General features: G+C 68.1%; 16 protein-coding genes. 2 read left to right on the plus strand and 14 right to left on the minus strand.

Translation table 11 applies throughout. The features are described from left to right. Positions 1–45: 45 nt before the first annotated feature. Genes ACX9MO_RS04370 through ACX9MO_RS04390 form a run of 5 tightly spaced genes read right to left on the minus strand, consistent with a single transcriptional unit; the run spans position 46 to position 6,869 of the window. Positions 46–1,707 (minus strand): hydantoinase B/oxoprolinase family protein, encoded by a 1,662-nt coding sequence (locus ACX9MO_RS04370; RefSeq protein WP_462213650.1) that lies wholly within the window; start codon positions 1,705–1,707, stop codon positions 46–48. Beyond that, positions 1,704–3,767, minus strand: coding sequence for a hydantoinase/oxoprolinase family protein (locus ACX9MO_RS04375; RefSeq protein WP_462213651.1), 2,064 nt, complete (start codon positions 3,765–3,767; stop codon positions 1,704–1,706). The genes ACX9MO_RS04370 and ACX9MO_RS04375 overlap by 4 nt, the downstream gene beginning before the upstream one ends. Before the next feature lie 47 nt (positions 3,768–3,814). Next, complete coding sequence (locus ACX9MO_RS04380; RefSeq protein WP_462213652.1) at positions 3,815–5,179, minus strand: TRAP transporter large permease; 1,365 nt, start codon at positions 5,177–5,179, stop codon at positions 3,815–3,817. Then, entirely contained in the window at positions 5,176–5,817 is a 642-nt protein-coding gene (locus tag ACX9MO_RS04385) for a TRAP transporter small permease subunit (RefSeq protein ID WP_462213653.1), read from the minus strand. Before ACX9MO_RS04385 ends, ACX9MO_RS04380 begins: the two co-directional genes overlap by 4 nt. Beyond that, complete coding sequence (locus tag ACX9MO_RS04390; protein ID WP_462213654.1) at positions 5,814–6,869, minus strand: TRAP transporter substrate-binding protein; 1,056 nt, start codon at positions 6,867–6,869, stop codon at positions 5,814–5,816. The genes ACX9MO_RS04385 and ACX9MO_RS04390 overlap by 4 nt, the downstream gene beginning before the upstream one ends. Before the next feature lie 541 nt (positions 6,870–7,410). Between ACX9MO_RS04390 and ACX9MO_RS04395 the strand changes: the two genes are divergently transcribed. Further along, the gene (locus ACX9MO_RS04395; protein WP_462213655.1) at positions 7,411–8,691 is read left to right on the plus strand and encodes an amidase; all 1,281 of its coding nucleotides are present in this window, start codon (positions 7,411–7,413) and stop codon (positions 8,689–8,691) included. Between the two features lie 314 nt (positions 8,692–9,005). On the opposite strand, the gene ACX9MO_RS04400 is transcribed toward ACX9MO_RS04395, so the two are convergent. The 9 genes from ACX9MO_RS04400 to ACX9MO_RS04440 all read right to left on the minus strand — a co-directional run bounded on the left by ACX9MO_RS04400 (position 9,006) and on the right by ACX9MO_RS04440 (position 18,438). Then, complete coding sequence (locus tag ACX9MO_RS04400) at positions 9,006–9,134, minus strand: ATP-binding protein (RefSeq protein WP_462213656.1); 129 nt, start codon at positions 9,132–9,134, stop codon at positions 9,006–9,008. A gap of 184 nt (positions 9,135–9,318) precedes the next feature. Beyond that, positions 9,319–10,710 (minus strand): multicopper oxidase family protein, encoded by a 1,392-nt coding sequence (locus ACX9MO_RS04405; protein ID WP_462213657.1) that lies wholly within the window; start codon positions 10,708–10,710, stop codon positions 9,319–9,321. 1 nt (position 10,711) lies between these two features. Next, positions 10,712–11,161 (minus strand): c-type cytochrome, encoded by a 450-nt coding sequence (locus tag ACX9MO_RS04410; protein WP_462213658.1) that lies wholly within the window; start codon positions 11,159–11,161, stop codon positions 10,712–10,714. Positions 11,162–11,242: 81 nt separating this feature from the next. Beyond that, entirely contained in the window at positions 11,243–11,560 is a 318-nt protein-coding gene (locus ACX9MO_RS04415) for a hypothetical protein (RefSeq protein WP_462213659.1), read from the minus strand. A gap of 215 nt (positions 11,561–11,775) precedes the next feature. Further along, complete coding sequence (locus ACX9MO_RS04420; RefSeq protein WP_462213660.1) at positions 11,776–14,229, minus strand: heavy metal translocating P-type ATPase; 2,454 nt, start codon at positions 14,227–14,229, stop codon at positions 11,776–11,778. 676 nt (positions 14,230–14,905) lie between these two features. Next, on the minus strand, positions 14,906–15,535 hold the full coding sequence (locus ACX9MO_RS04425; protein WP_462213661.1) for a DUF3299 domain-containing protein: 630 nt from the start codon (positions 15,533–15,535) through the stop codon (positions 14,906–14,908). A 52-nt stretch (positions 15,536–15,587) separates the two neighbouring features. Continuing rightward, positions 15,588–17,219: an ABC transporter permease gene (locus ACX9MO_RS04430; protein ID WP_462213662.1), complete on the minus strand. Its 1,632-nt coding sequence runs from the start codon at positions 17,217–17,219 to the stop codon at positions 15,588–15,590. Continuing rightward, positions 17,216–17,905, minus strand: coding sequence for an ATP-binding cassette domain-containing protein (locus ACX9MO_RS04435; RefSeq protein WP_462213663.1), 690 nt, complete (start codon positions 17,903–17,905; stop codon positions 17,216–17,218). The genes ACX9MO_RS04430 and ACX9MO_RS04435 overlap by 4 nt, the downstream gene beginning before the upstream one ends. Before the next feature lie 188 nt (positions 17,906–18,093). Beyond that, on the minus strand, positions 18,094–18,438 hold the full coding sequence (locus ACX9MO_RS04440) for a hypothetical protein (RefSeq protein WP_462213664.1): 345 nt from the start codon (positions 18,436–18,438) through the stop codon (positions 18,094–18,096). 104 nt (positions 18,439–18,542) lie between these two features. On the opposite strand from ACX9MO_RS04440, the gene ACX9MO_RS04445 reads away from it, so the two are divergent. After that, on the plus strand, positions 18,543–20,357 hold the full coding sequence (locus ACX9MO_RS04445) for a DNA polymerase III subunit gamma/tau (protein ID WP_462213665.1): 1,815 nt from the start codon (positions 18,543–18,545) through the stop codon (positions 20,355–20,357). The last annotated feature ends 268 nt before the right edge of the window (positions 20,358–20,625 follow it).

Below are 20,625 nucleotides of genomic sequence, written 5' to 3' on the forward strand. Positions count from 1 at the left end.
CCGAGTGTGACCCGGTCGTGTCGCGCATGTTTGAACTGAAAGCCGTCAGGCGTAGTGGCAGAGGCGATCCAATTCGAGGTCCGCTTCCGTCCGCTCGGCAGGTGCGCCGTAACCGCCCCCGCCCGAGGTTTCCAGCCGGATCTCGTCACCGCGCTTCAGGGGCAGGTTGTTCACCTTGGACCCCAGCGCCGTCGTTTCACCGTTGCGGATCAGGTAGAGCCGCCCGGCGCGGCCCGGCTCGCCACCTTCCAGGCCATAGGGCTGGTACTTGAACCGCTCCAGGTTGGCGGTGAACACGGCCTCGGCGCTGTCGATCCGCCACTGGCGGAACAGCCCCAGGCCACCGCGATGCTTGCCCGCGCCGCCCGAGCCATCGACCAGGCCATAGCCGGTGATGGTCAGCGGCACGTCGGCCTCGATCATCTCGATCGGGATCGAGGCGTTGTTGTGCATCCCGAAGGCCCAGGCGGACAGGCCGTCCTGATCCTCGTAGGCACCGGTGCCGCCGACTTCGATCTCCACCAGCACGCCGCGCTCGCCCTCGTCCCCGATGGTCTGGAACGAACAGACGTAGGACACGCCGTAGTAGGCCGCCGGCGCCCGACCCGGCACCGCCTGGTGCAGCGCCGCGAAAACGTTGGTGGCCAGCCGGTGCCCCACGGCGACGCGGTTCGCGACCGGGGCCGGGTGGCGCGGGTTCACGATCAGGCCCTCGGGCACGATCACCTTGATCGGGCGGTAGCAGCCGGCATTGGCCGCAAAGGGTTTGTCGGAAATCGCCATGACCGCGTAGTAGACGGCCGAGACCGAGGAGGCAGGCGTGGCGTTGACCGGCCCCTGGGCCTGCTTGCCGCAGCCCGACAGGTCGACGATCATCTCGTCGCCCTTGACCTCGATGGCAGTGTGGATGCGGATCGGATCGGGCAGGATGCCGTCATCGTCCAGGAAATCCTCGAAGCTGTAGTGCCCGTCGGGAATCCGGCCGATCATGGCGCGCATCGCCTTTTCCGAGCCGTCCAGCAGCTGCTGACTGGCCACCACGATGGTATCGGCGCCAAAGCGCTTCACGAGGCCCTGCATGCCCACTTCCCCGACGTGGAGCGAAGCAAGCTGTGCCTGCAGATCGCCCATCAGCATGTCGGGACGGCGGACGTTCTGCTTCATCATCGCCAGGACATCTTCGTTCATCTGCCCCTTGCGCAGCAGCTTGAGAGGCGGAATGCGCAGCCCCTCCTGGAAGACCTCGGTCGCGGTGGCGGCGTAGCTGCCCGCGGCCATGCCGCCCATGTCCAGGTGGTGGCACAGGGTGCCGACAATCGCGACCCGCTTGCCGTCGACCACGACGGGGCGGAAGGCGATGATGTCGGGGATGTGCTGGCCGCCGCAGTAGGGATCGTTGGTGATCACCACGTCGCCGTCATCCCAGTCGTCGATATCCATGAACTCGCCGACCACGACCCGCAGGGCCGCGCTCATGGAGTTCAGGTGCCCGGGGATCCGGGCCGACTGGGCGATGTTGTAGCCGTTCAGGTCGAAGACGGCGGTGGAATAGTCCAGCATCTCGCGCACGATGGTCGAGCGGCTGGTGCGCCAGATCGTGACGTCCATTTCGGCCGCGACCGAGGTGAAGGCGTTCAGCAGAACCTCGAGCGTGACGGGACCGACCTCGGGGGCGGTTGCGGGATCAAAGGGATAGGCTGGGGTCATGCGACGGCTCCTTCGCTGCGCGTGGCAATGAGCGCGCCAGAGGCATGGGCCTCGCACGTCCAGCCCCCTCTCAGCAGGATGGTGGTGTATTCTTCCTCGACCAGCGCGGGGCCGGTGATGGCGCCGGAGATGGCAGGGCGGCGGTGCACGGCGGTGTCATGCCACGCGCCGTCGATCAGCATCGGGCGGGTTTCGGACAGGCTGTCGCCGGCCTCGGCCGCAGGGCGGGTGATGTCCAGCTCGTCCGACAGCGCACCGACGGCGGCAAGACGCAGCGCCACCAGTTCGACGGCCGCTTTGGGATCACTGTAGGAGAACCGCTCGCGGTGATCGGCGTGGAACCGGGCCATGACCTGCTCCAGCGCCTCGGGCGTGGCCGCGGCCTCGTCCCAGGGCACGACCAGTTCCGAGGCCTGCCCGCGATACCGCAGGTCGAGCGACCACTGGAACCGGCGCCGGTCCTCGGGCACGCCGTCCTCGTCCAGCAGGGCGGCCCCCTGGGCGGTCAGGTCTTCCAGCATCTCGGCCAGCACCGGCAGGACGTCGGGGCCGCAGATCATCATGCGGCTGCGGGCCAGGTTGTGCACGAGGTCCGAATGCAGGATGCCATAGGCCGAGAAGGTCGAGGCATCGGGCGGAAAGATCACCTCGTCCACGCCCAGTTCCTCCGCCACCTCGATGGCGTGCAGGCCGCCGGCCCCGCCGAACGAGATGACGGTGAAATCGCGCGGGTCCAGCCCCTTTTCGAACAGGCTGAGCCGCGCGGCAGTGGCCAGAGAGGTGTTGGTCACCTTCATCATCCCCTCGGCCACCTCTTCGAGGCTGAGGTTCAGCGGCGCGCCCAGCCGGTCCGCGATGGCCGCGCGGCACCCGTCAAGGTCCAGCGCCATCTTGCCGCCCAGGAAATAGCGCGGATCGAGCCGCCCCATGGCAAGGTTGGCGTCCGTCACGGTGGGTTCCGTGCCGCCACGGCCATAGCAGACGGGGCCGGGGGTCGATCCGGCACTGTGGGGGCCGACCCGCAGACGCCCGGCATCGTCGACAGCGGCGATGGAGCCGCCGCCCGAGCCGATGGTGCGGATCTCGATCATCGGCATCCGCACCGGCAGGCCGTCGATCGTGCTTTGGGTCACAGCGGTGACATCCCCGTCCTTGACCACGCAGACGTCGAAGCTCGTGCCGCCCATGTCCACGCCGATCAGGTTGGGACGTTCCAGCGCACCGGCCATCTGCCGCGTCGCCAGCGCCCCGCCCGAGGGACCGGACAGCAGCAGGCGGGCGGGCTGGTTCTTGGCCATCTGGGCGCTGCAGACGCCGCCGTTGGATTGCACCAGCAGCAGGCGGGCACCGACGCCCTCGGCCTTGAGCCGCGCACCAAGACCGTCGAGGTAGGCGCCCACGACCGGCATCAGCAACGCGTTCAGCGCGGTGGTCGAGGTCCGCTCGAATTCACGGATTTCGGGGCTGACGTCGCAGGACAGCGACACCGGCATGCCGGGGAAGCGCGCTTCCAGCATCGCGCCCAGTTCACGTTCATGCGCGGGGTTGATGTAGGAGTTCAGCAGGCTGATCGCGATCGCCTGCGCGCCGGAGGCCTCGATCTGCTGTGCCACGGCCTCGACATCGGCCGCGTCCAGCGGGCGTTCGACGCTGCCGTCGGCGCGCATCCGTTCGCTGACGCCGAACCGGCGATCGCGGCGGATCAGCGTGTCTGGCTTGATCTGGCGGGCGCTGAAGATGTCGGGCCGGGTGTGGCGGCCGATCTCCAGCACGTCCTCGAAGCCGGCGGTCGTCACCAGCACGCCAAGTGCCATCTTGCGCTCCAGCACGGCGTTGGTGGCGATGGTGGTACCATGCAGCAGCAGGCGGATGTCCGACAGTTCAAAGCCATAGCGCTCGGCCGCGATGCGCAGTCCGTTGATCAGCCCGACAGAGGGATCTTCCGGGGTGGTCGGGGTCTTGGCGCTGAACACCTGGCCCGTCGTTTCGTCCAGAAACTGCAGGTCGGTGAACGTGCCTCCGATGTCGATGCCGACCCGGATATGGGGATTCTTGGTCACGATAGCTCCAATGGGTAGTCAATTTTCATGAGGGAGGATGGCAGCCGTCATTGCATCATCGACGGCAGCCAAAGCGTGATTTCCGGAAAGACCATCAGGACGCCGACAGCCACCAGGTAGACCAGGACGAAGGGCACGACGCCCTTGAAGATGTCCGTGATCGGACCCGGCTTCGGGCGCATGCCCTGCAGGACGTACATGACCGTCCCGTCGGGCGGCGAGATCATGGCGATTTCCACCAGCATGGTGACCATGACGCCGAACCAGATCGGGTCGTAGCCCAGGCCCACGACGACCGGAAAGATCACCGGCACCGTGGTGATGACCATCGAGAAGCCTTCCATGAACGTCCCCAGCGCCAGGTACATTCCGATGATCGCCAGCATGATGCCCCAGTCGGGGATCGGCAGGTCCGAGATCAGCCCGGCCACGGCCTGCGGCACGTTGATCAGCGTCAGGATGTAGTTCAGCAGGTAGGCGCCCAGGATGATCAGCCCCAGCAGCGCGGTGTTGCGCGCGGTGGCCTTGGCCGCCTCGTGCACCATGCGCAGCGACAGGCGCCGGTCAAAGGCGGCAAAGAGTGCCGCACCGGCGACGCCAAGCGCCGCGGCCTCGGTCGGGGTGGCGAACCCGCCATAGATCGAGCCCAGCACCAGCAGGATCAGCAGCACGGTCGGGACCAGGTCCAGCGACATGCGAAGCTTCTGCTTCAGCGGGATACGCTCGGGCATCGTCACGGGATGGCGCTTGCCGTGAATGTAGATCACGAGTGCAAACAGCGCGATCACCACGGCGGCAGGGATCAGCGCGGCGGCATAGAGCTTGCCGACCGAGGTTTCGGTGATCATCCCGTAGACGATGAAGGTGATGCCCGGCGGGATCAGCATCCCGATGGCCCCACCGCCCGCGAGCGAGCCCAGCACCATCTTCTGGTCGTACTCGGACTTCTCGAAATAGGGCAGCGCGACCGACCCGATGGTGGCCGCCGTCGCGATGGAAGAGCCCGAGATTGCCGAGAACAGGCCCGAGGCCGCGATGTTGGTGTGCAGCAAGCCGCCCGGCAGGCGGTTCAGCCAGGCATTCAGCGCCCGGTACAGGCGTTCCGACAAGCCCGCGCGCAACAGGATTTCGCCCATCAGCAGGAACAGTGGCACGGCCACCAGCACGAAGTTCGTCGAAGGCGACCAGAAGGTCTGGCCGGCGAACAGCCAGAAGGCGCGGTCGGAAAACGCCAGGCCCGAAATCAGGGCGACCCCACCAAGGATCGTCGCGATGTGGACGCCCGCACCGAAGAAGACGATGAACAGCGCGACCAGGCCGCCGATTTCCCAGATCGGCAGGTCGACGCCGGTGCCCTGGGCAAAAACCATCAGCAGGATCAGCAGCGCCACGAGGAAGATGATGGCGATCATGATGCGTCCTTTCCGGAGGTAGAGGAGGAAGAGACGGCCTCGAGCGCTTCCTGCGCCTCGTCGTCGATCGTGCGGTTGTGCAGCAGGTCGACCACGTCGATCAGGCGCCCGGCCAACAGCAGCAGCAGGGCTTCGATCAGCAGCGCGGCGCACATGACTGTAAGACCACCGAGCCCGATGACCCAGATCGTCTGCGGAATCGCCAGGGGGGTATAGAGCGCCGAGGTGTCATGGGCCTGGAACAGCAGCGACTCAGCGACCAGAGAATAGCCCGCCCAGGTCATGAAGGAGGAAAACGCCAGCAACAGAGCGATTGCAAAGACATGCAGGTAGGCCTGCAGCGGGATGGGCGCGTTGTTGACCAGCACGTCGACACGCACGTGGGCGCGTTCGCTCAGCGTATGGGCCAGCGCCCAGGAGATGCCGCAGGCCAGCATGTAGCCGCTCAGCTCGACCGTGGCGGCGGAGGAGACATTGAAGGCCGAGCGGGCCAGCACGTCGAGACAGATGAAGGCGGCGCAGGCCACGAAGATCCAGCCTGCGACGATGTTCATGAAGGCGGCGATCTTGTCGACGATGCGCCTCAGGCCGGTCGCCGCCCGCAAAGCGGGCGACGGTGCCAGGTTGGTCCCGGTCATTTAGCGAGCTCGACACCGGAAATCGGGGCGATCACTTCGGAGTAGATCTCACCGCACTCGGGGCCGCAACGCTCGACGAAATTCGGCAGGACCGACTCTTCCATGACCTTGGAGACAAGGGCACGGTCGGCGTCAGTGGCCTTGACCTCGGTCATCGGGGAGTCGGTCAGCTTGTTGATCTTGCAGGCGTCCGCGTTGCCGATGTTGCAGTCGATCCCGTCCTGCGTGGCCGCCAGGCCCAGGTCCCACAGGGTGTCGTTCATCTCGTCGAACACTTCCTGGAAGACAGCCTGTTCATCCGCCGACAGGCCGTTCCACCAGTCGAGGTTGACCATGTAGCCGGCCACGGCCCAGCTGAGCGGCAGGTTCGAGATGTAGGAGGACACCTCGGGCCAGTTCGCGGCCGCGCCGGAGCCGGTGCCGGTCACGGCGCAGTCCACGACGCCCAGTTCAAGCGAACTGTAGACCTCGGGGAAGCCGATCGAGACCGGCTGTGCGCCGATGCCCGACATCAGGTCGACCAGCGAGTTGCCGAAGGTGCGGACCTTGCGGCCCTTCAGGTCTTCGAGCGTCTTGAACTCGTCCCGGCAGAACAGCACCTGCGCGGGGAACGGGTACATGACCACCAACTTGGTGCCGAAGCGTTCCAGTTTCTCGTTGGCGATCGGCATCATCTTGTCGGCGATCTCATGCGCCTTGTCGATGTCGGGGTTCATGCCGCTGAGGTCGACACCGTCGAGGATCGGCACGTCGCCGGACAGGGTCGACAGCGTGCCCGCGCCGATTTCCACCTGCCCCGAGCGCACTAGGCGGACGATCTCGGCACCACCGAGGTTGCGCTCGGCGTGGCTGGACAGCTGGAGGGTGATCTTGCCGCCCGACAGTTCGGACAGCTTGTCCTTGAGGATGGGCACATCGACGTCGAGATACTGCGGGTTGGTCGGAACCGGCTGGGTCACCGCGGCGACGGTCATCTCCGAGATGTCGGCGGCGGTTGCGGACAGGCTGCCGGCGAGCGTCAGCCCCAGCACGAGGGGTGTGATCTTGATCATGTGGGAGGTCCATTTCTTGAGGATACGCGCGGTATACCGAATGCGCACCCACACACCGTTTCAATGCCTTCGGCATACTTTTGGTGTCATTCGACTGACGTAACGTCGCCAGCGACGCAAGAATAATCAATTGAGCACTGAACAATCACCTTGAAGTATAGGGTGGAGACCTTTCTGCCCCCTGCCCCGGCGTTTGCGGCGCTGGACGGCAATGTACCGTTTCAGCGACGCGTCTCCCATCGCGGCGCACGGCCCATGCATGACGCCGAACGGAACAGCACGGGGCTGTTCAGTGGGGTCGGCCGCCAAGGGTACGCTCCCGGCCATCTGCCAGCCTGCGCGACGGGACCAGCGTGCAGGCAAAAGAGGCGAGTCTGATTCTCCCATGTAGAACTGCGGGTTACCGGTTCGAAAAGCGTTGTCACATAGAGAAATCTGCGGTCTGTTCACCCCGACCCACCGCAGAGCAGGCAAGTGCTCGCAAACGCCCCGCAAGGACCATTCCATGACCAGCACCGCCCAAGCAGACGCACAAGACCCCGTGCACATCGGAGTTGCTGAGGCGGCCCGTGCGATTGCCGACGGAACTCTCAGCGCCGTGCAACTGGTCGAAAGCTGCCTCGCGCGGATCACCGCACGGGAACCGGAGGTCGCGGCATGGGAGTATGTAGATGCCGAGGGTGCGCTGGCCCGCGCCGCCGAACTGGATGCCCTGCCCGCCTCTCTCGGCCCGCTGCACGGCGTGCCCTTCGGGGTAAAGGACATCATTGACTGCGCAGGGATGCCGACCGGTTTCGGTACACCGCTTTACGGCCCGGTCACCGCCTTTCGCGATGCCGGCTGTGTCGCCCTGCTGAAGGAAGCCGGCGCCATCTGCCTTGGCAAGACCGTCACGACCGAGCTGGGTCACGTCTCCCCCGGCAAGACCCGCAATCCCTTCAATCCAGACCGCACGCCCGGCGGGTCTTCCTCGGGCAGTGCAGCCGCCGTTGGGGACGGCATGGTGCCCTTTGCCCTTGGGACCCAGACCACCGGGTCCACCCTGCGGCCGGCGTCCTATTGCGGGGTCTACGGGTACAAACCGACGCGCGGTGACGTCTCCAACTCTGGCGTTCTGCCCAATGCGCCCAGCTTCGACACGGTCGGAGTCATGGCCCATGCGCTGCCCGATCTGCCCCTGCTCCGCGCCGCACTGTGCCGGGATAGCCTGCGCCCGTTGCGCACCGTAGCCGCCACGGGCCTGAGGGTCGCTCTCTTCAAGGGCCCGGCCCCGGAAGAGCCCGAGCCTTGCATGATCGCGTTGCTGCAGCAGGCCGGCGCGCGCTACTCCGCCTCCGGCGCCACGGTGACAACGCTGGACCTGCCGCGCAGCTTCGACGCGGCAGCGGACCTGCACGCCACGGTCTCCGGCTATGAGTTCGCGCGCGGCCTCAGCTGGGAGCGGCTGACCCACAACGATGCGCTCAGCACTGCCCTACGCCTGGGGCGGATGCAGACAGGCCTGAACGTGAGTGCCCAAGCGTATCAGGACGCCCTGGCCCAGGTGCAGATGCTGCGCGCCGAGTTCGATGCGCTGGCCGGCGATTACGACGTCATCCTCACCCCCTCTGCCCATGGCGAGGCCCCGCTGGGCTTGGCCAGCACGGGCAGCAGCGCACTCAACACGCTCTACTCCCTCCTCGGGGTCCCCGTGCTGAGCATGCCCTTGGGGCTAGGGCCGAACCACTGCCCGATCGGGCTCCAACTGGTAGGACGGACCGGCCGGGATGGGGACCTCTTCGACATCGCCACCTCGCTGCGCGATCTGTTCGCCATCCGCTAGGAGAGCGACCCTCGACCAGAGCGACGAGGTGTTTGCGCACGCTGAACCTCTGAGGGTCCCACACCGTGCCGGCATCGTTTCAGCAAGCCGCTTCCTGCCTACAGCGCCCTTCGGTCGTGTGGCAAAGAACACTGCGTGATAGCTTATTTTTGAGCGCGGGGCTGCGATCACCGACAGAGGGCCGTGATTTCGGCTTCTCTTGCACCCACTCACGGTGATCGAACGCAAAGGCGGTCGCCCCGAGCTCACCTATCCTGCAGCTGATACGACACAACATCGCTTGGCCAGCCGCGCTGTCACTCGGCAGCCAATCCTTACCCCAAATCGGCATCCCCAAAGCCCCCCTCTAAGCGCCAACTCTCGTTGCCGATTTCTACGATGTCGCAGTGATGGGTCAGGCGGTCGGGCACTGCAGGTGTCATCTGCTTATCGCCGAAGGCCATTCCCCGAAGTCGAGAGGGGTCGTCACGAGGATCGAGGCCCCTTATCGGTCCCCGCGAACAGCATCCGGTTGTGACAGAGGCGGACGTTGGCGACCTGAAAGCGCAGCCGTGCCGGCCAGGATCATGGCCATGACGCAAGGGGTCTTCATTGTTGGTCTCCTTCCTGTTGAAACGATCTGGCGGGTCATGAGACCTCGATCCAGGTGGTCATGCCCGCAGCGGCATGGGCCAGCATGTGGCAGTGGAACAACCATTTGCCGGGATTGTCCGCGACGAAGGCGATCTCCAGCGGCACATCGGGCAGGCTTAGGATCGTGTCCCGCAGCGGGCCAAGGCTTCCGTCCTGCCGCACCTCGCGAAAATGCATCCCGTGCAGGTGCATCGCATGGGGAAAGACCGTGGCATTGGTCAGCGTCAGGCGCACCGTCTCGCCAAGGCCGAGGCGGGCGAAGGGCGTGTCACTCCGTCCGACCTGCCCTGACAGGGCCCAGAATTGCCCCCGCTCCATCAGCGAACGGAAGTCCATCTCCTGCCCCTCGAACCGGCCCGAGGCCATGCCTGCCATCGCGCCGCCCTCCATGGTCATCTCCAGCCGCGTCGCGGTGTCGAGCCCCGGCACCTCCATGCGGGGATTGGGCGGCAGCGCGGCGGGGACCCCGCGCGCCGTGGCGGCGGCAGAGCCCTCCACCGGCATCCGCACGAAAACCTGCCAGCTGTCGTCATCGCCAAGGTGGAGAAGGCCCGCCTCCTCCCCTGCCCCGGCCGTGACATCCACGATCAGGTCGATGCGCTGCGCCGGGGCGAGGATCAGTTCACCCTCGACCGCCTCGGGCTGCGCCAGCGGCATCCCGTCGAGCGCCACGGTCCAACCGGTCAGCCCATGCAGGCGCAGCACGAAGATCCGTGCGTTGGCGCCGTTGATCAGCCGCAGGCGCAGCCGCTCATTCCGGCGGGTGCCGATCACCGGGTCATAGGTCCCGTTCGCGCCCAGCAGGTTGCCGGTCCGGCCTGCGTGGCTCAGGCTCATGGGGTGGGCGAAGGGCTCGATGAACTGCGCGTCCTCGGGGTTGAGCAGCCAGTCATCGAGGAAGATCACCTCGTCCCGGTCGACCTCGGGCGGCGTGGCCTCCTCGACGATCAACGCGCCCGCCAGCCCGCGCGCCACCTGCTCCATCGAGTTGGTGTGGGCGTGATACCAGTAGGTCCCGGCATCCGGCACCGTGAACTCGTAGTCGAAGCTCTCGCCCGGTGGGACCGGGTCCTGCGTCAGCCCGGCGACACCGTCCATGGCGTTGTCGATACGGATGCCATGCCAGTGGATCGAGGTCAGCACCGGCAGCGCGTTGACCAGCCGCCGGGTTAGCCGCCCGCCCTGCGGCACGCGCAGGACGGGCCCGGGCAGCAGGCCGTCATAGCCCCAGACCTCGGTCGGGGCATAGCCGGCGGGGGCGATCTGCACCGTGGCCACGCGGGCGGTCAGCGCCGAAGGCACCTGTGCGCGCAGCGGCACGGCGGCCAGCCCGGCGAGGCCGGCGGTTCCGGCGCAGAAGGCGCGGCGTGTCAGTGTCCTGCCCATCTCACTCGATCCCGTTGGCGCGTTGCAGGCTGCGGACATAGGCCACTACGTTGGAAACATCCGCCGGGGTCAGCCCCTGTTGCGGCGGCATGTCCCCGAACCGCCAGTGATGCGCCCGCACCCCGTTCTGTACCGCCATCTGGAAGGCAATGTCCGCGTGGTGCGAGGGTTCGTAGATCTTGTGGACCAGCGGCGGGCCAAAGCCCATCTTGCCGGTCGCGTTCTCGCCGTGGCAGGCCGCGCAGGTCGCCTCGAAGGCGCGCTGTCCAAGGGCCGCCTCGGCGCTGAGGCTTTCGGGCAGGGCGATGGAGACGAGCGGATCGCCCTGCCCGGGCGAGGCGGTTTCGACGGGCCCGACCGGGGTCTCGGGGGCTTCGGGCGGGCGGGTCATGTAGACGGCGCCTATGGCAACGGCGGCGGCTGCAAGGGCAGCCGGGATCAACTTGTTCATGGGTCTTGTCCTGATGCACGACGTCGCTGTCGTGCTCTGTGTCATCGTCGCGGCAGCGCCGCGGGCTGGTCCGGGATGACGTCAGGCACGCGGAGGCGGCACGTCCAGCCTGACGGCCACCGACGACAGGGCAAGCGGCGTCCGCGGACGGGCCATCCGGACGGCAAGGCGGGACGCCGAGACAGACATCTCCTGCGGGATCAGCACGTAGCCAAGGCAGCCCGCCCCATGGAGGCAGTCCTTCGCGTGGTCGCCCTGCGTGGTCCCCGCCATGTCGGCGCAATCGTCGCAGGCCATGGCATGGGCCATCTCCGGCGCGGCCTCATGGGCCTGCGCCGCGCCGGGCACCAGGACCCAGGTGGAGAGGATCAGCAAGAGGATGGCAAGGATGCGCGACAAGGGACCTCCGGTTCTGGCGGAAACTATGCCGTGGCGGAGGGGGCCGGGTCAATCGGGCGATCGCGCCGCGCTGAGAGAGAGCGGCGGCGGCCTGTGGCTGGTGCCTGTGGCTGGGACCTGTGGCAGGGGCCTGTGACAGGCCTCGCCCCAAGCCGCCCGCCACCCGCCGCGGGTGACGCCGCCTGCATTCGGCTCCGTCCGCCCGCGACCGCAGCTCAGAGCCGCTTGGCCCGCAGGCGCAGAGCGTTGCCGATGACCGAGACCGACGACAGGCTCATGGCCGCAGCCGCGACGACGGGGGACAGCAAGACGCCAAGGAAAGGATAGAGGATCCCCGCCGCGAGCGGCACGCCGGCGGTGTTGTAGACGAAGGCGAAGAAGAGGTTCTGGCGGATGTTGCGCATCGTCGCCTCTGCCAGCCGACGTGCCCGGACGATGCCGCCGAGGTCGCCCTTCACCAGCGTGATGCCTGCGCTCTCCACCGCCACGTCCGCCCCGGTGCCCATGGCGATGCCCACATCGGCCTCGGCCAGGGCCGGGGCATCGTTCACGCCGTCCCCGGCCATTGCGACTGACAGCCCCTCGTCCTTGAGCCTGCGGACCAGGGCGTTCTTGTCCTCGGGACTGACCTCTGCATGCACCTCGTCGATGCCCAGTTCGCCCGCCACGGCCTGCGCGGTCGCCCTGGCGTCGCCGGTGGCCATGATGATGCGCAGGCCAAGGCCGTGAAGGGCGCGGATCGCCTCCGGCGTCGTCTCCTTGATCCGGTCGGCCACGGCCACCAGCCCGGCGGCAGCCCCCTCCACCACCACGAACATCGCGGTCTTGCCCTCGGCCTGCAGCGCCTCGGCGCGCTCCGCGAGTGCGCCGGGATCGACCGCAAGGTCCGCCATCAGCGCGGCATTGCCAAGCGCGACGCGGCGCCCGTCGACCCTGCCGGTCACGCCCTTGCCGGTCACCGCCTCGAAATCACGGCTCTCCACCTGCCGTGCCCCGCGCGCCTCGGCCCCGGCAACCAGAGCTTCGGCCAGCGGATGCTCCGACCCGCGCTCCAGCGCGGCGACCAGCGACAGGACCTCGGACTCGTCCATCTCGCCCGTTTCGACATCCGTCAGCGTCGGCTTGCCTTCGGTCAGCGTGCCGGTCTTGTCCACGAGCAGCACATCGACCTTGGCGAAACGTTCCAGCGCCTCGGCGTCGCGGATCAGCACCCCGGCACGGGCCCCGCGCCCCGAGGCCACCATGATCGACATCGGCGTGGCGAGGCCGAGTGCACAGGGGCAGGCGATGATCAGCACCGAAACCGCCGCGACGAAGGCATAGCTGAGGGCCGGCGACGGCCCGAAGACCCACCACGCCACGAAGGCCAGCAGGGCCGCCGCCACCACGGCCGGTACGAAGTAGCTGGCCACCCGGTCGGCCACGGCCTGGATCGGGGCGCGCGACCGCTGCGCCGAGGCAACCATCTGCACGATGCGGTTGAGCGTTGTCTCCTCGCCCACGCTGCGTGCCTCCATCAGGAAACTGCCGGACTTGTTGAGCGTGCCGCCCGTCACCGCCTCGCCCTCGGTCTTCTCGACCGGGACCGGCTCGCCGGTGATCATGCTTTCATCGACGGAGGAGCGCCCCTCGGTCACCACCCCGTCGACCGGAATGCTCTCGCCCGGACGGACGCGGAGGATGTCCCCGGCGGCGAGCACCGCGAGTTCCACGTCCTCCTCCTTGCCGTCCCGCACCCGGCGCGCCGTCTTGGGCGCAAGGTCGATCAGGGCCCGTATGGCGTCCCCGGTACGTTCCCGCGCCGCCAGCTCCATCACCTGCCCGATCAGGACAAGCACGAGGATCACCGCCGTCGCCTCGAAGTAGACCGGCGTCATCCCCATGCCGTCGGCCATCTGCGCGGGCAGCAATCCCGGCGCGACGAGCGAAACGATGGAGAAGGCATAGGCTGCCCCGGTGCCGAGAGCGATCAGGGTCCACATGTTCGGCGAGCGGTTCACGATCGAGGCCCACCCGCGCTTGAAGAAGGTGCGGCACAGCCAGACCACCGGCGTGGCCAACGCGAACTGGAGCCAGCCGAAGACCCTGTGGCCGATCCATTCCGCGAAGGGGATGCCGATGTGGCTGCCCATCTCCAGAACGAAGACGGCCAGGGCCAGCGGGCCGGCCATCCAGAGCCGGCGCTTGAAATCCACGTACTCCGGGTTCGGTCCCGTCTCGGCCGAGGGCGTCATCGGCTCCAGTGCCATGCCGCACTTCGGACACTCCCCCGGCTGGTCGCGAATGATCTCCGGGTGCATCGGGCAGGTGTATTGCGTGCCCTCCGGCATCTGCTCTGCGGCCCGCCGGTCGCCAAGGTAGTCTTCCGGGGCGGCCTCGAACGTCGACTGGCACTTGGCGGAGCAGAAGTAGACCTGCGCCCCCTCGTGCTTGATCATGTGCTCGGCGCTGGCGCGGTCCACCTCCATGCCACAGACAGGGTCCTCCGCCGTAAGATAGGCCTCCGGATCGTCGAGGAACCTCGATCGGCACCGATCAGAGCAGAAATGATAGCTGTGCCCCGCGTGTTCGGCCGAGGGCTTTCCCGCGTCGGGGTCCACGACCATGCCGCAGACCGGATCGCGGAGGAGGCCCTGGCTGGCAGTGTCATGGGAATGATCGTGGTCCATCGCCTGTCCTTTCCGTCACTGAGGAGGATGGACCGATGATGTGGCGTTTCCAGTGGCGTTGGCGATGTGACCGCCCCCGACGGCATCGATGTGCCAAGTTGGGGCTGCGAAGAGCCACGAAGGAGGACGGTCAGATCTTCACCGCTGATGAGACGGCTCCTTTCGTGTCGTTGAACCATGACGCAACGGTCGTAGCGGTCCTCGATCGTTTCATGCCCAGATGCCGGAAAGTTCGTTCTGATCTGAATGCACGCGCCTTGCCCGCGTCTGAAACCGAATGCTCATCTGGTCCGCCGTTGGCTCGCGGCGGGCCTGTTTTCAGCGCGCAGCCAAGCGCTTGCCGTTCCACCGCGGCTACAAGGAACGACACGTGCAGAGCGACAAACGCTACAAATTGGCATCTAAGCATGCGGGTTCAAACAGCACTGGCGAGAGGCGGAGATATCCGGCCTCTCACCCTATCTCCCCTTTCGTCGGCGAGATAGGCCGCCATGTCGTGGGGCCCTCCGCGTCTTGCCGGGGCGTGTCGCTGATGCGGGCTCAGACGGCCCGGGCGAAACTGCCGGGCTTGCCGTCCTGCGGCAGCAGCGCCGTGGAGCCGCACCCGACGCGGTGTCGTCGGGTGTGACATGCAGAGCTGTCCGTCCCGCGGCGACGGCGCTCCGGAGGCGCGCTGTCAGTAGAGCGTCACGGCGTCCGGCTGCATCATGTAGCTTACCGCCACGTTGGACTGGCCGTCCGAATAGCGCACCGTCTGGACCGAGGTCTCCATCGCCAGCGTGCCCTCGATCCAGACTGCGGTATAGAGCCCGGCGACCTCGATACCTTCCGGATAGCGCACGTGGATCATCTGGTTGGCGGGCGGCGGCGGGGTGTGGATGCAGGCGCCCACCGTGGGAACAAGCAGGAACTCCACCGCCTTGCCATCGCGAAACTCCAGCGGCAGCAAATAGCCCGGCATCCGCACGTCCTCGCCCAGCAGGTCGGTGCTGACCGCCGAAGCCGCACGGCTGCGGTTCTCGATGATCGCCGTGCGCGCCGTGAAGAGGGCATCCACGTCGAGCCCCTGCGTGGCCATCTCCGCCCGCAGGGCCTGCGCCTTCTCCATGTCACCGCCGCCACTCTCGATCCGCACGATGGCGCGCAGGGTGTCGAGCTGGTCGGGCGTCAGGTTCTCGAAGGGATTTTCCAGCGCCGTGCTCGGCGGGGAGAGATCCGCCCAGGAAAGCTCGCGCGGTGTGGCCCAGAGGGCCGAGGCGCCGGCCGCGAGGAGGAAGGCGGAAAGCAGCAGAGGTCGCGTCGTCATCGGTAGGGTCCCTTCATCTCCGCCGGAAGCCCGGCCCTGGTCCCGTTCAGTGTTACATGCGCGGGCTCAACCCGTCGGCGAGTGTCATCCGGTAGACCCGCAGCGCGGGCAGCAGCGCGGCGGCGAGTCCCGCCAGCAGGATCGCCCCCATCATGGCAAGCTCTCCCCGCCCCGCCAAGCCCGCACCGATGCGCATCCCGAAGCGGGCCGAGAGGATCGGATCGGCCAGCAGGGTCGCCAGGGTCAGCAGAAGGGAGCCGAGCGCCAGCCCGCCCAGCGTCAGAACCGCCGCCTCGATCAGGATCAGCGCGAAGACCCGCGCGGGCGTCGCCCCCACCGACCGCAGGATCGCGAACTCGCGCCGTCGGGCCTCCAGCGTCGCACTCAGCATGACCACCATGCCGGTGATCCCCGCCAACGCCACGGCCCAGGCCATCAGTTGCAGCGCCGTCTCCGCCGTGCCGGTGATCGACCAGAGTTCCAGCAGGGCGACATTGGGCAGCACGGCCGAAATCGCCTCACCCCGGTACTCCGAGAAGGCGCGTTGGAGGCCGAGGACCGCCCCGCGATCCGCCAGCCCGACGTAGACCGCATTCAGCAGGTCGGGTGTGTGTTCGTGACCGGCGTGCGCATCGGGGACATCCTCCGCCCCGTGCCCGTGGTCGTCGTGGTCGTGGCCGTCGTGGTCGTCATGCTCGGGGTCGTCGTGATCGTGATCACCGTGATCCGCCTGCCCCTCTGCCCCCCCGGCAGCTGGGTCGACATCATGGGCGTGGTCCGTCGCCATATCGTGGTCGGGGTCATGCTCGTGATCTTCGGCTGCGGAGTGGTCGGCCTCATGCGCGTGATCAACGTCATGGGCATGATCGGCGTCCTGCGCCGCCTCGGCCTCCGGGTCATGGTCCACCGGATGCCCCCCGTGCCCTTCCGGCGCTGCATCATCTTCCACGGCGAGCGCCTCCGGTATGGCGGGCTCACCGGCGCCCGGCGCGGCGAGACCACTTCCGGCCAGCGGATCGTCGAAGGGATCCGCCGCCACCGGCCCGCGCGCCGCGTGCAGCGCATCGAACCCGGCCAGCGACACCAGCACGATCCGGTCCACGGCGGTGCCGGTCCGCTCCAGCACCCCGGTGATGGTGAAGGGCGCGTCCTCATGCACATCGAAGGCGACGGCCCCGGCGCCATGGGCATTCACGATGACTGTCCCGGGCGCATAGCCGAACCGCGCGGCCACCTCGGCCCCCACCACGGCGCCAGCCGCATCCCCTTCCTCGAAGGGGACACCCTGCGCGAAGACAAGCGGCTGGCCGCCACTGTGGCGCAGGCGGGTGAAATAGGCATCGGTCGTTCCGATCACCGGGAAACCGCGATGGTTGTCGCCCATCTGCATCGGCACTGCCCAGGCGACCTCAGGCCGGGCGGCGACCATCTCGTAGGTGTCGCGGCTGATCCCGGGCCCGGCAGAGCCCACGCCGAAGACCGTCGCCATCAGGATCTGCACCGGGTTGCCCCGCGCCGCGACGATCAGGTCGATGCCCGAGGCGGAATTGGCGAAACTGTCGCGCGCCTCGGTGCGCAGCCGCTCCACCCCGAGGATCAGGGCCACGCTGAGGGCGATCGACGCCATGGTCAGCGCCGCCACGAACCGCCGGTTCCACAGGCTGCCGAGCGCGACACCGATCATGGCGCGATCCCCCGGTTCAGGTCGCGGAAGTCGAGCGCCCGGTCGAAGCGTCCCTCCAGCCCCCGGTCATGGCTGACGAAGAGCAGCGCCGCCCCCGCCGCCGCGCATTCGGCGGCCAGCAGGTCGGCGAAGGCCGCCTTGGCGTCCTCGTCCAGTGCCGAGGTCGGCTCGTCCGCGAGGATCAGCTCCGGCGCGCCGATCAGCGCCCGGGCCGCGGCGACGCGCTGCTGCTGGCCGATGCTGAGGGTGCGGGCCGGGGCCCGGTGCGCCGCCTCCGGCAGGTGCAGCGCGCTGAGCAGGCGATGCGCCTCCGCCCCGGGATCGCCGCCCGCGCGGGCCCGCCGTGCGGCGGAGAAGCGGCAGGGCAGTTGCACGTTGTCGAGCGCGCTCATCCACGGCACGAGGTTGAAGACTTGGAAGATCATCCCGATGTGTTCGACCCGGAACCGGTCCCGTGCGCCGCCTTTCAGCGTGCCGACATCGATACCTGCGACGCGGATCTGCCCGGGGCCCACGTTGACCATACCCGCGATCGCCGACAGCAGCGTGGACTTGCCGCACCCGCTGGGACCGCGCAGGAACAGGTTCTCCCCCGCCGCCAGAGAGAGGCTGCGGATGTCGAGCACGCCCCTGGGCGCTCCGGGCCATCCGAAGGAGAGGTTATCCAGCACCAGAACCGGAGACATCACACGCGCACACCATTGAACCTATGGGCCTTTTGCGAACCGCGGCGGAGTGCCCGCCGGCCCGCGGGCTCACGATGCATGGCCCCCTGCCCGGTGGCAAGGCGCACCGGCCCTCTCCGGGCCCGGCTGCGACAAGGTGCCCGCGATGGCCGCATCCCGCGCATTCCGCGCAGCCCGCCGGACCATCCCTAGGCGCCTGTCACCGTCATCAGCAGCATCGCGCAGACCACCAGCAGCGCCAGCCCGGCCGGCCCCCAGGCCACCCGGCGCGGCAGGCTGCCCGGTGCGAAATCGCGGGCGCGCACGAGAATCACAAGCGCCAGCAGAGAGGCGAGGCACTGCAGCCCGGCCAGCCAGAAGGCCCGCCCAATCCCGGAGACGAGCATCCCGGGCCCCGCGGGGATCAGGTGCGGCACGAGGAACGAGCCGACGAAGGCCAGCCCCCAAATGGCGAAAAGCGTCCAGTAAAGGGACGCGGAGGGCGCACGCGAATCGCGCGATGTCGAAGCGGTTTCCGGGGTCTCGGCCTGCATGGGCGGAGCCTATCACAGGTGCCGCGCGGGGGAAGCCGCTATCGGGTGGATCTTGCCGCGCCCTCCCCTTACCTTGGCGCGGTGAAGCAGGGCCCGGAACGAACATGAGCGACGCCACAGACAGCAAACCCGCCTACCAGGTACTCGCGCGGAAATACCGCCCCGAGACCTTTGCCGACCTCGTCGGCCAGGAGGCGATGGTCCGCACGCTCAAGAACGCCTTTGCCGCCGACCGGATCGCGCAGGCCTTCATCATGACCGGCATCCGCGGGACGGGGAAGACGACGACGGCCCGGATCATCGCCAAGGGCATGAACTGCATCGGCCCCGACGGCGAGGGCGGCCCCACCACCGAGCCCTGCGGCCAGTGCGAACACTGCCGCGCGATCATGGAAGGCCGCCATGTCGACGTGATGGAGATGGACGGCGCCTCGCACACCGGCGTCAATGACATCCGCGAGATCATCGACAGCGTGAACTACCGGGCGGCCTCGGCGCGCTACAAGATCTACATTATCGATGAGGTGCACATGCTCTCGACCAGCGCGTTCAACGCGCTGCTCAAGACGCTGGAAGAGCCGCCGGCCCATGTGAAGTTCATCTTTGCCACCACCGAGATCCGCAAGGTGCCGGTCACGATCCTGTCGCGCTGCCAGCGCTTCGACCTGCGCCGGATCGAGCCCGAGGTGATGATTGCGCTCCTGCGCAAGATCGCAACGTCGGAAAGCGCCCAGATCACCGATGACGCCCTGTCGCTGATCACGCGGGCCGCCGAAGGCTCGGCCCGGGACGCCACCTCGCTGCTGGACCAGGCGATCAGCCATGGCGCGGGCGAGACCACGGCGGAACAGGTGCGCGCGATGCTGGGCCTCGCCGACCGGGGCCGCGTGCTGGACCTCTACGAGGCGATCATGCGCGGCGACACCGCCGCGGCGCTGGCCGAGCTCTCCGCGCAATATGCCGACGGCGCCGACCCGAGGGCGGTGCTGCGCGACCTGGCCGAGATCACGCACTGGATCTCGGTGGTGAAGATCACCCCCGATGCCGCCGAGGACCCGACCGTCAGCCCCGACGAGCGCGAGCGCGGGCTGGCCATGGCGGAGCAGCTGCCGATGCGGGCCATGACCCGGATGTGGCAGATGCTGCTGAAGGCGCTGGAGGAGGTCTCGGTCGCGCCGAACGCGATGATGGCCGCCGAGATGGCCGTGATCCGCCTGACCCACGTGGCCGAACTGCCCTCGCCCGAGGACCTGATCCGGCGGCTGCAGGACAGCCCGCCGCCGCCGATGCCCTCCGGGCCCGCGGGCGGACCGGGGGCCGGGTCCAATGGGGGCCCGAGCGGTGGTCCCGGGCGCGGGCCCGACGGGGGCGGCGGAATGCCCGCCGGTGCCACGGGCGGGACCATGGCCTACGGCCGTCCCGCGGGCGGCGGCGGGGGCGGCGGCCCGGTTGCCCTGCGCGCGCAGGAGGCCGAGGCGGCGCTCGCCCGCTATCCGACCTACGACCATGTCATCGAACTGATCCGCGCCCATCGCGACGCCAAGCTGCAATGGGAGGCGGAAACCTTTGTCCGGCTGGTCAGCTATCGCCCCGGCCGGATCGAGTTCCGCCCCACCGACGATGCCCCCAAGGACATCGCCCAGAAGCTGGGCAGCGCCCTGCAGCGCTGGACCGGCAACCGCTGGGCCGTGATCGTCAGCAACGAACCGGGCGAGGAGACCATCGCCCAGAAGCGCGATGCGCAGCGGCTGGCGATCGAGGCCGAGGCCTCGTCCCATCCGCTGGTGCAGGCGCTCTTCTCGGCCTTCCCGAAAGCCAAGATCGTCGAGGTGCGCACCGCCGAGGCGCTCGCCGCGGAGGCGGAGGCGCAGGCCCTGCCCGAGGTCGAGGACGAGTGGGATCCCTTCGAGGAAGACTGACGCGCGCGCCTCACCGCGGCGCCCCCGCCCATGCGTGACCCGGGATGACCGGGCCACGGCTGGGCACTACGTGCAAGACGGAAATGTGGGCGAGGGTCCCGTTTCGAAGGCGGCGCTTGCCTTGGGCGATCTATGCACGCCCTCGGGCGGCGTGCGGTCCGCAGCGGTGGAAGGGGGCTGTCTGCCCCCCGTCGCTGGCGCGACTCCCCCCGAGGATATTTTGGAACAGTGGATGAAGGGCCCCTGCCCCCGTCGGCAGACGCGGTCG

This window comes from Pseudooceanicola profundus (assembly GCF_054919315.1).

Bases quoted from the DNA above. Each gene is read 5' to 3' on its own strand.
- ACX9MO_RS04445 (WP_462213665.1), top strand. From the start codon at position 18,543: ATGAGCGACGCCACAGACAGCAAACCCGCCTACCAGGTACTCGCGCGG.
- ACX9MO_RS04385 (WP_462213653.1), bottom strand. From the start codon at position 5,817: ATGACCGGGACCAACCTGGCACCGTCGCCCGCTTTGCGGGCGGCGACC.
- ACX9MO_RS04425 (WP_462213661.1), bottom strand. From the start codon at position 15,535: ATGACGACGCGACCTCTGCTGCTTTCCGCCTTCCTCCTCGCGGCCGGC.
- ACX9MO_RS04400 (WP_462213656.1), bottom strand. From the start codon at position 9,134: ATGGCCTTCGGCGATAAGCAGATGACACCTGCAGTGCCCGACCGCCTG.
- ACX9MO_RS04380 (WP_462213652.1), bottom strand. From the start codon at position 5,179: ATGATCGCCATCATCTTCCTCGTGGCGCTGCTGATCCTGCTGATGGTT.
- ACX9MO_RS04420 (WP_462213660.1), bottom strand. From the start codon at position 14,229: ATGGACCACGATCATTCCCATGACACTGCCAGCCAGGGCCTCCTCCGC.
- ACX9MO_RS04440 (WP_462213664.1), bottom strand. From the start codon at position 18,438: ATGCAGGCCGAGACCCCGGAAACCGCTTCGACATCGCGCGATTCGCGT.
- ACX9MO_RS04390 (WP_462213654.1), bottom strand. From the start codon at position 6,869: ATGATCAAGATCACACCCCTCGTGCTGGGGCTGACGCTCGCCGGCAGC.
- ACX9MO_RS04370 (WP_462213650.1), bottom strand. From the start codon at position 1,707: ATGACCCCAGCCTATCCCTTTGATCCCGCAACCGCCCCCGAGGTCGGT.
- ACX9MO_RS04405 (WP_462213657.1), bottom strand. From the start codon at position 10,710: ATGGGCAGGACACTGACACGCCGCGCCTTCTGCGCCGGAACCGCCGGC.
- ACX9MO_RS04410 (WP_462213658.1), bottom strand. From the start codon at position 11,161: ATGAACAAGTTGATCCCGGCTGCCCTTGCAGCCGCCGCCGTTGCCATA.
- ACX9MO_RS04435 (WP_462213663.1), bottom strand. From the start codon at position 17,905: ATGTCTCCGGTTCTGGTGCTGGATAACCTCTCCTTCGGATGGCCCGGA.
- ACX9MO_RS04430 (WP_462213662.1), bottom strand. From the start codon at position 17,219: ATGATCGGTGTCGCGCTCGGCAGCCTGTGGAACCGGCGGTTCGTGGCG.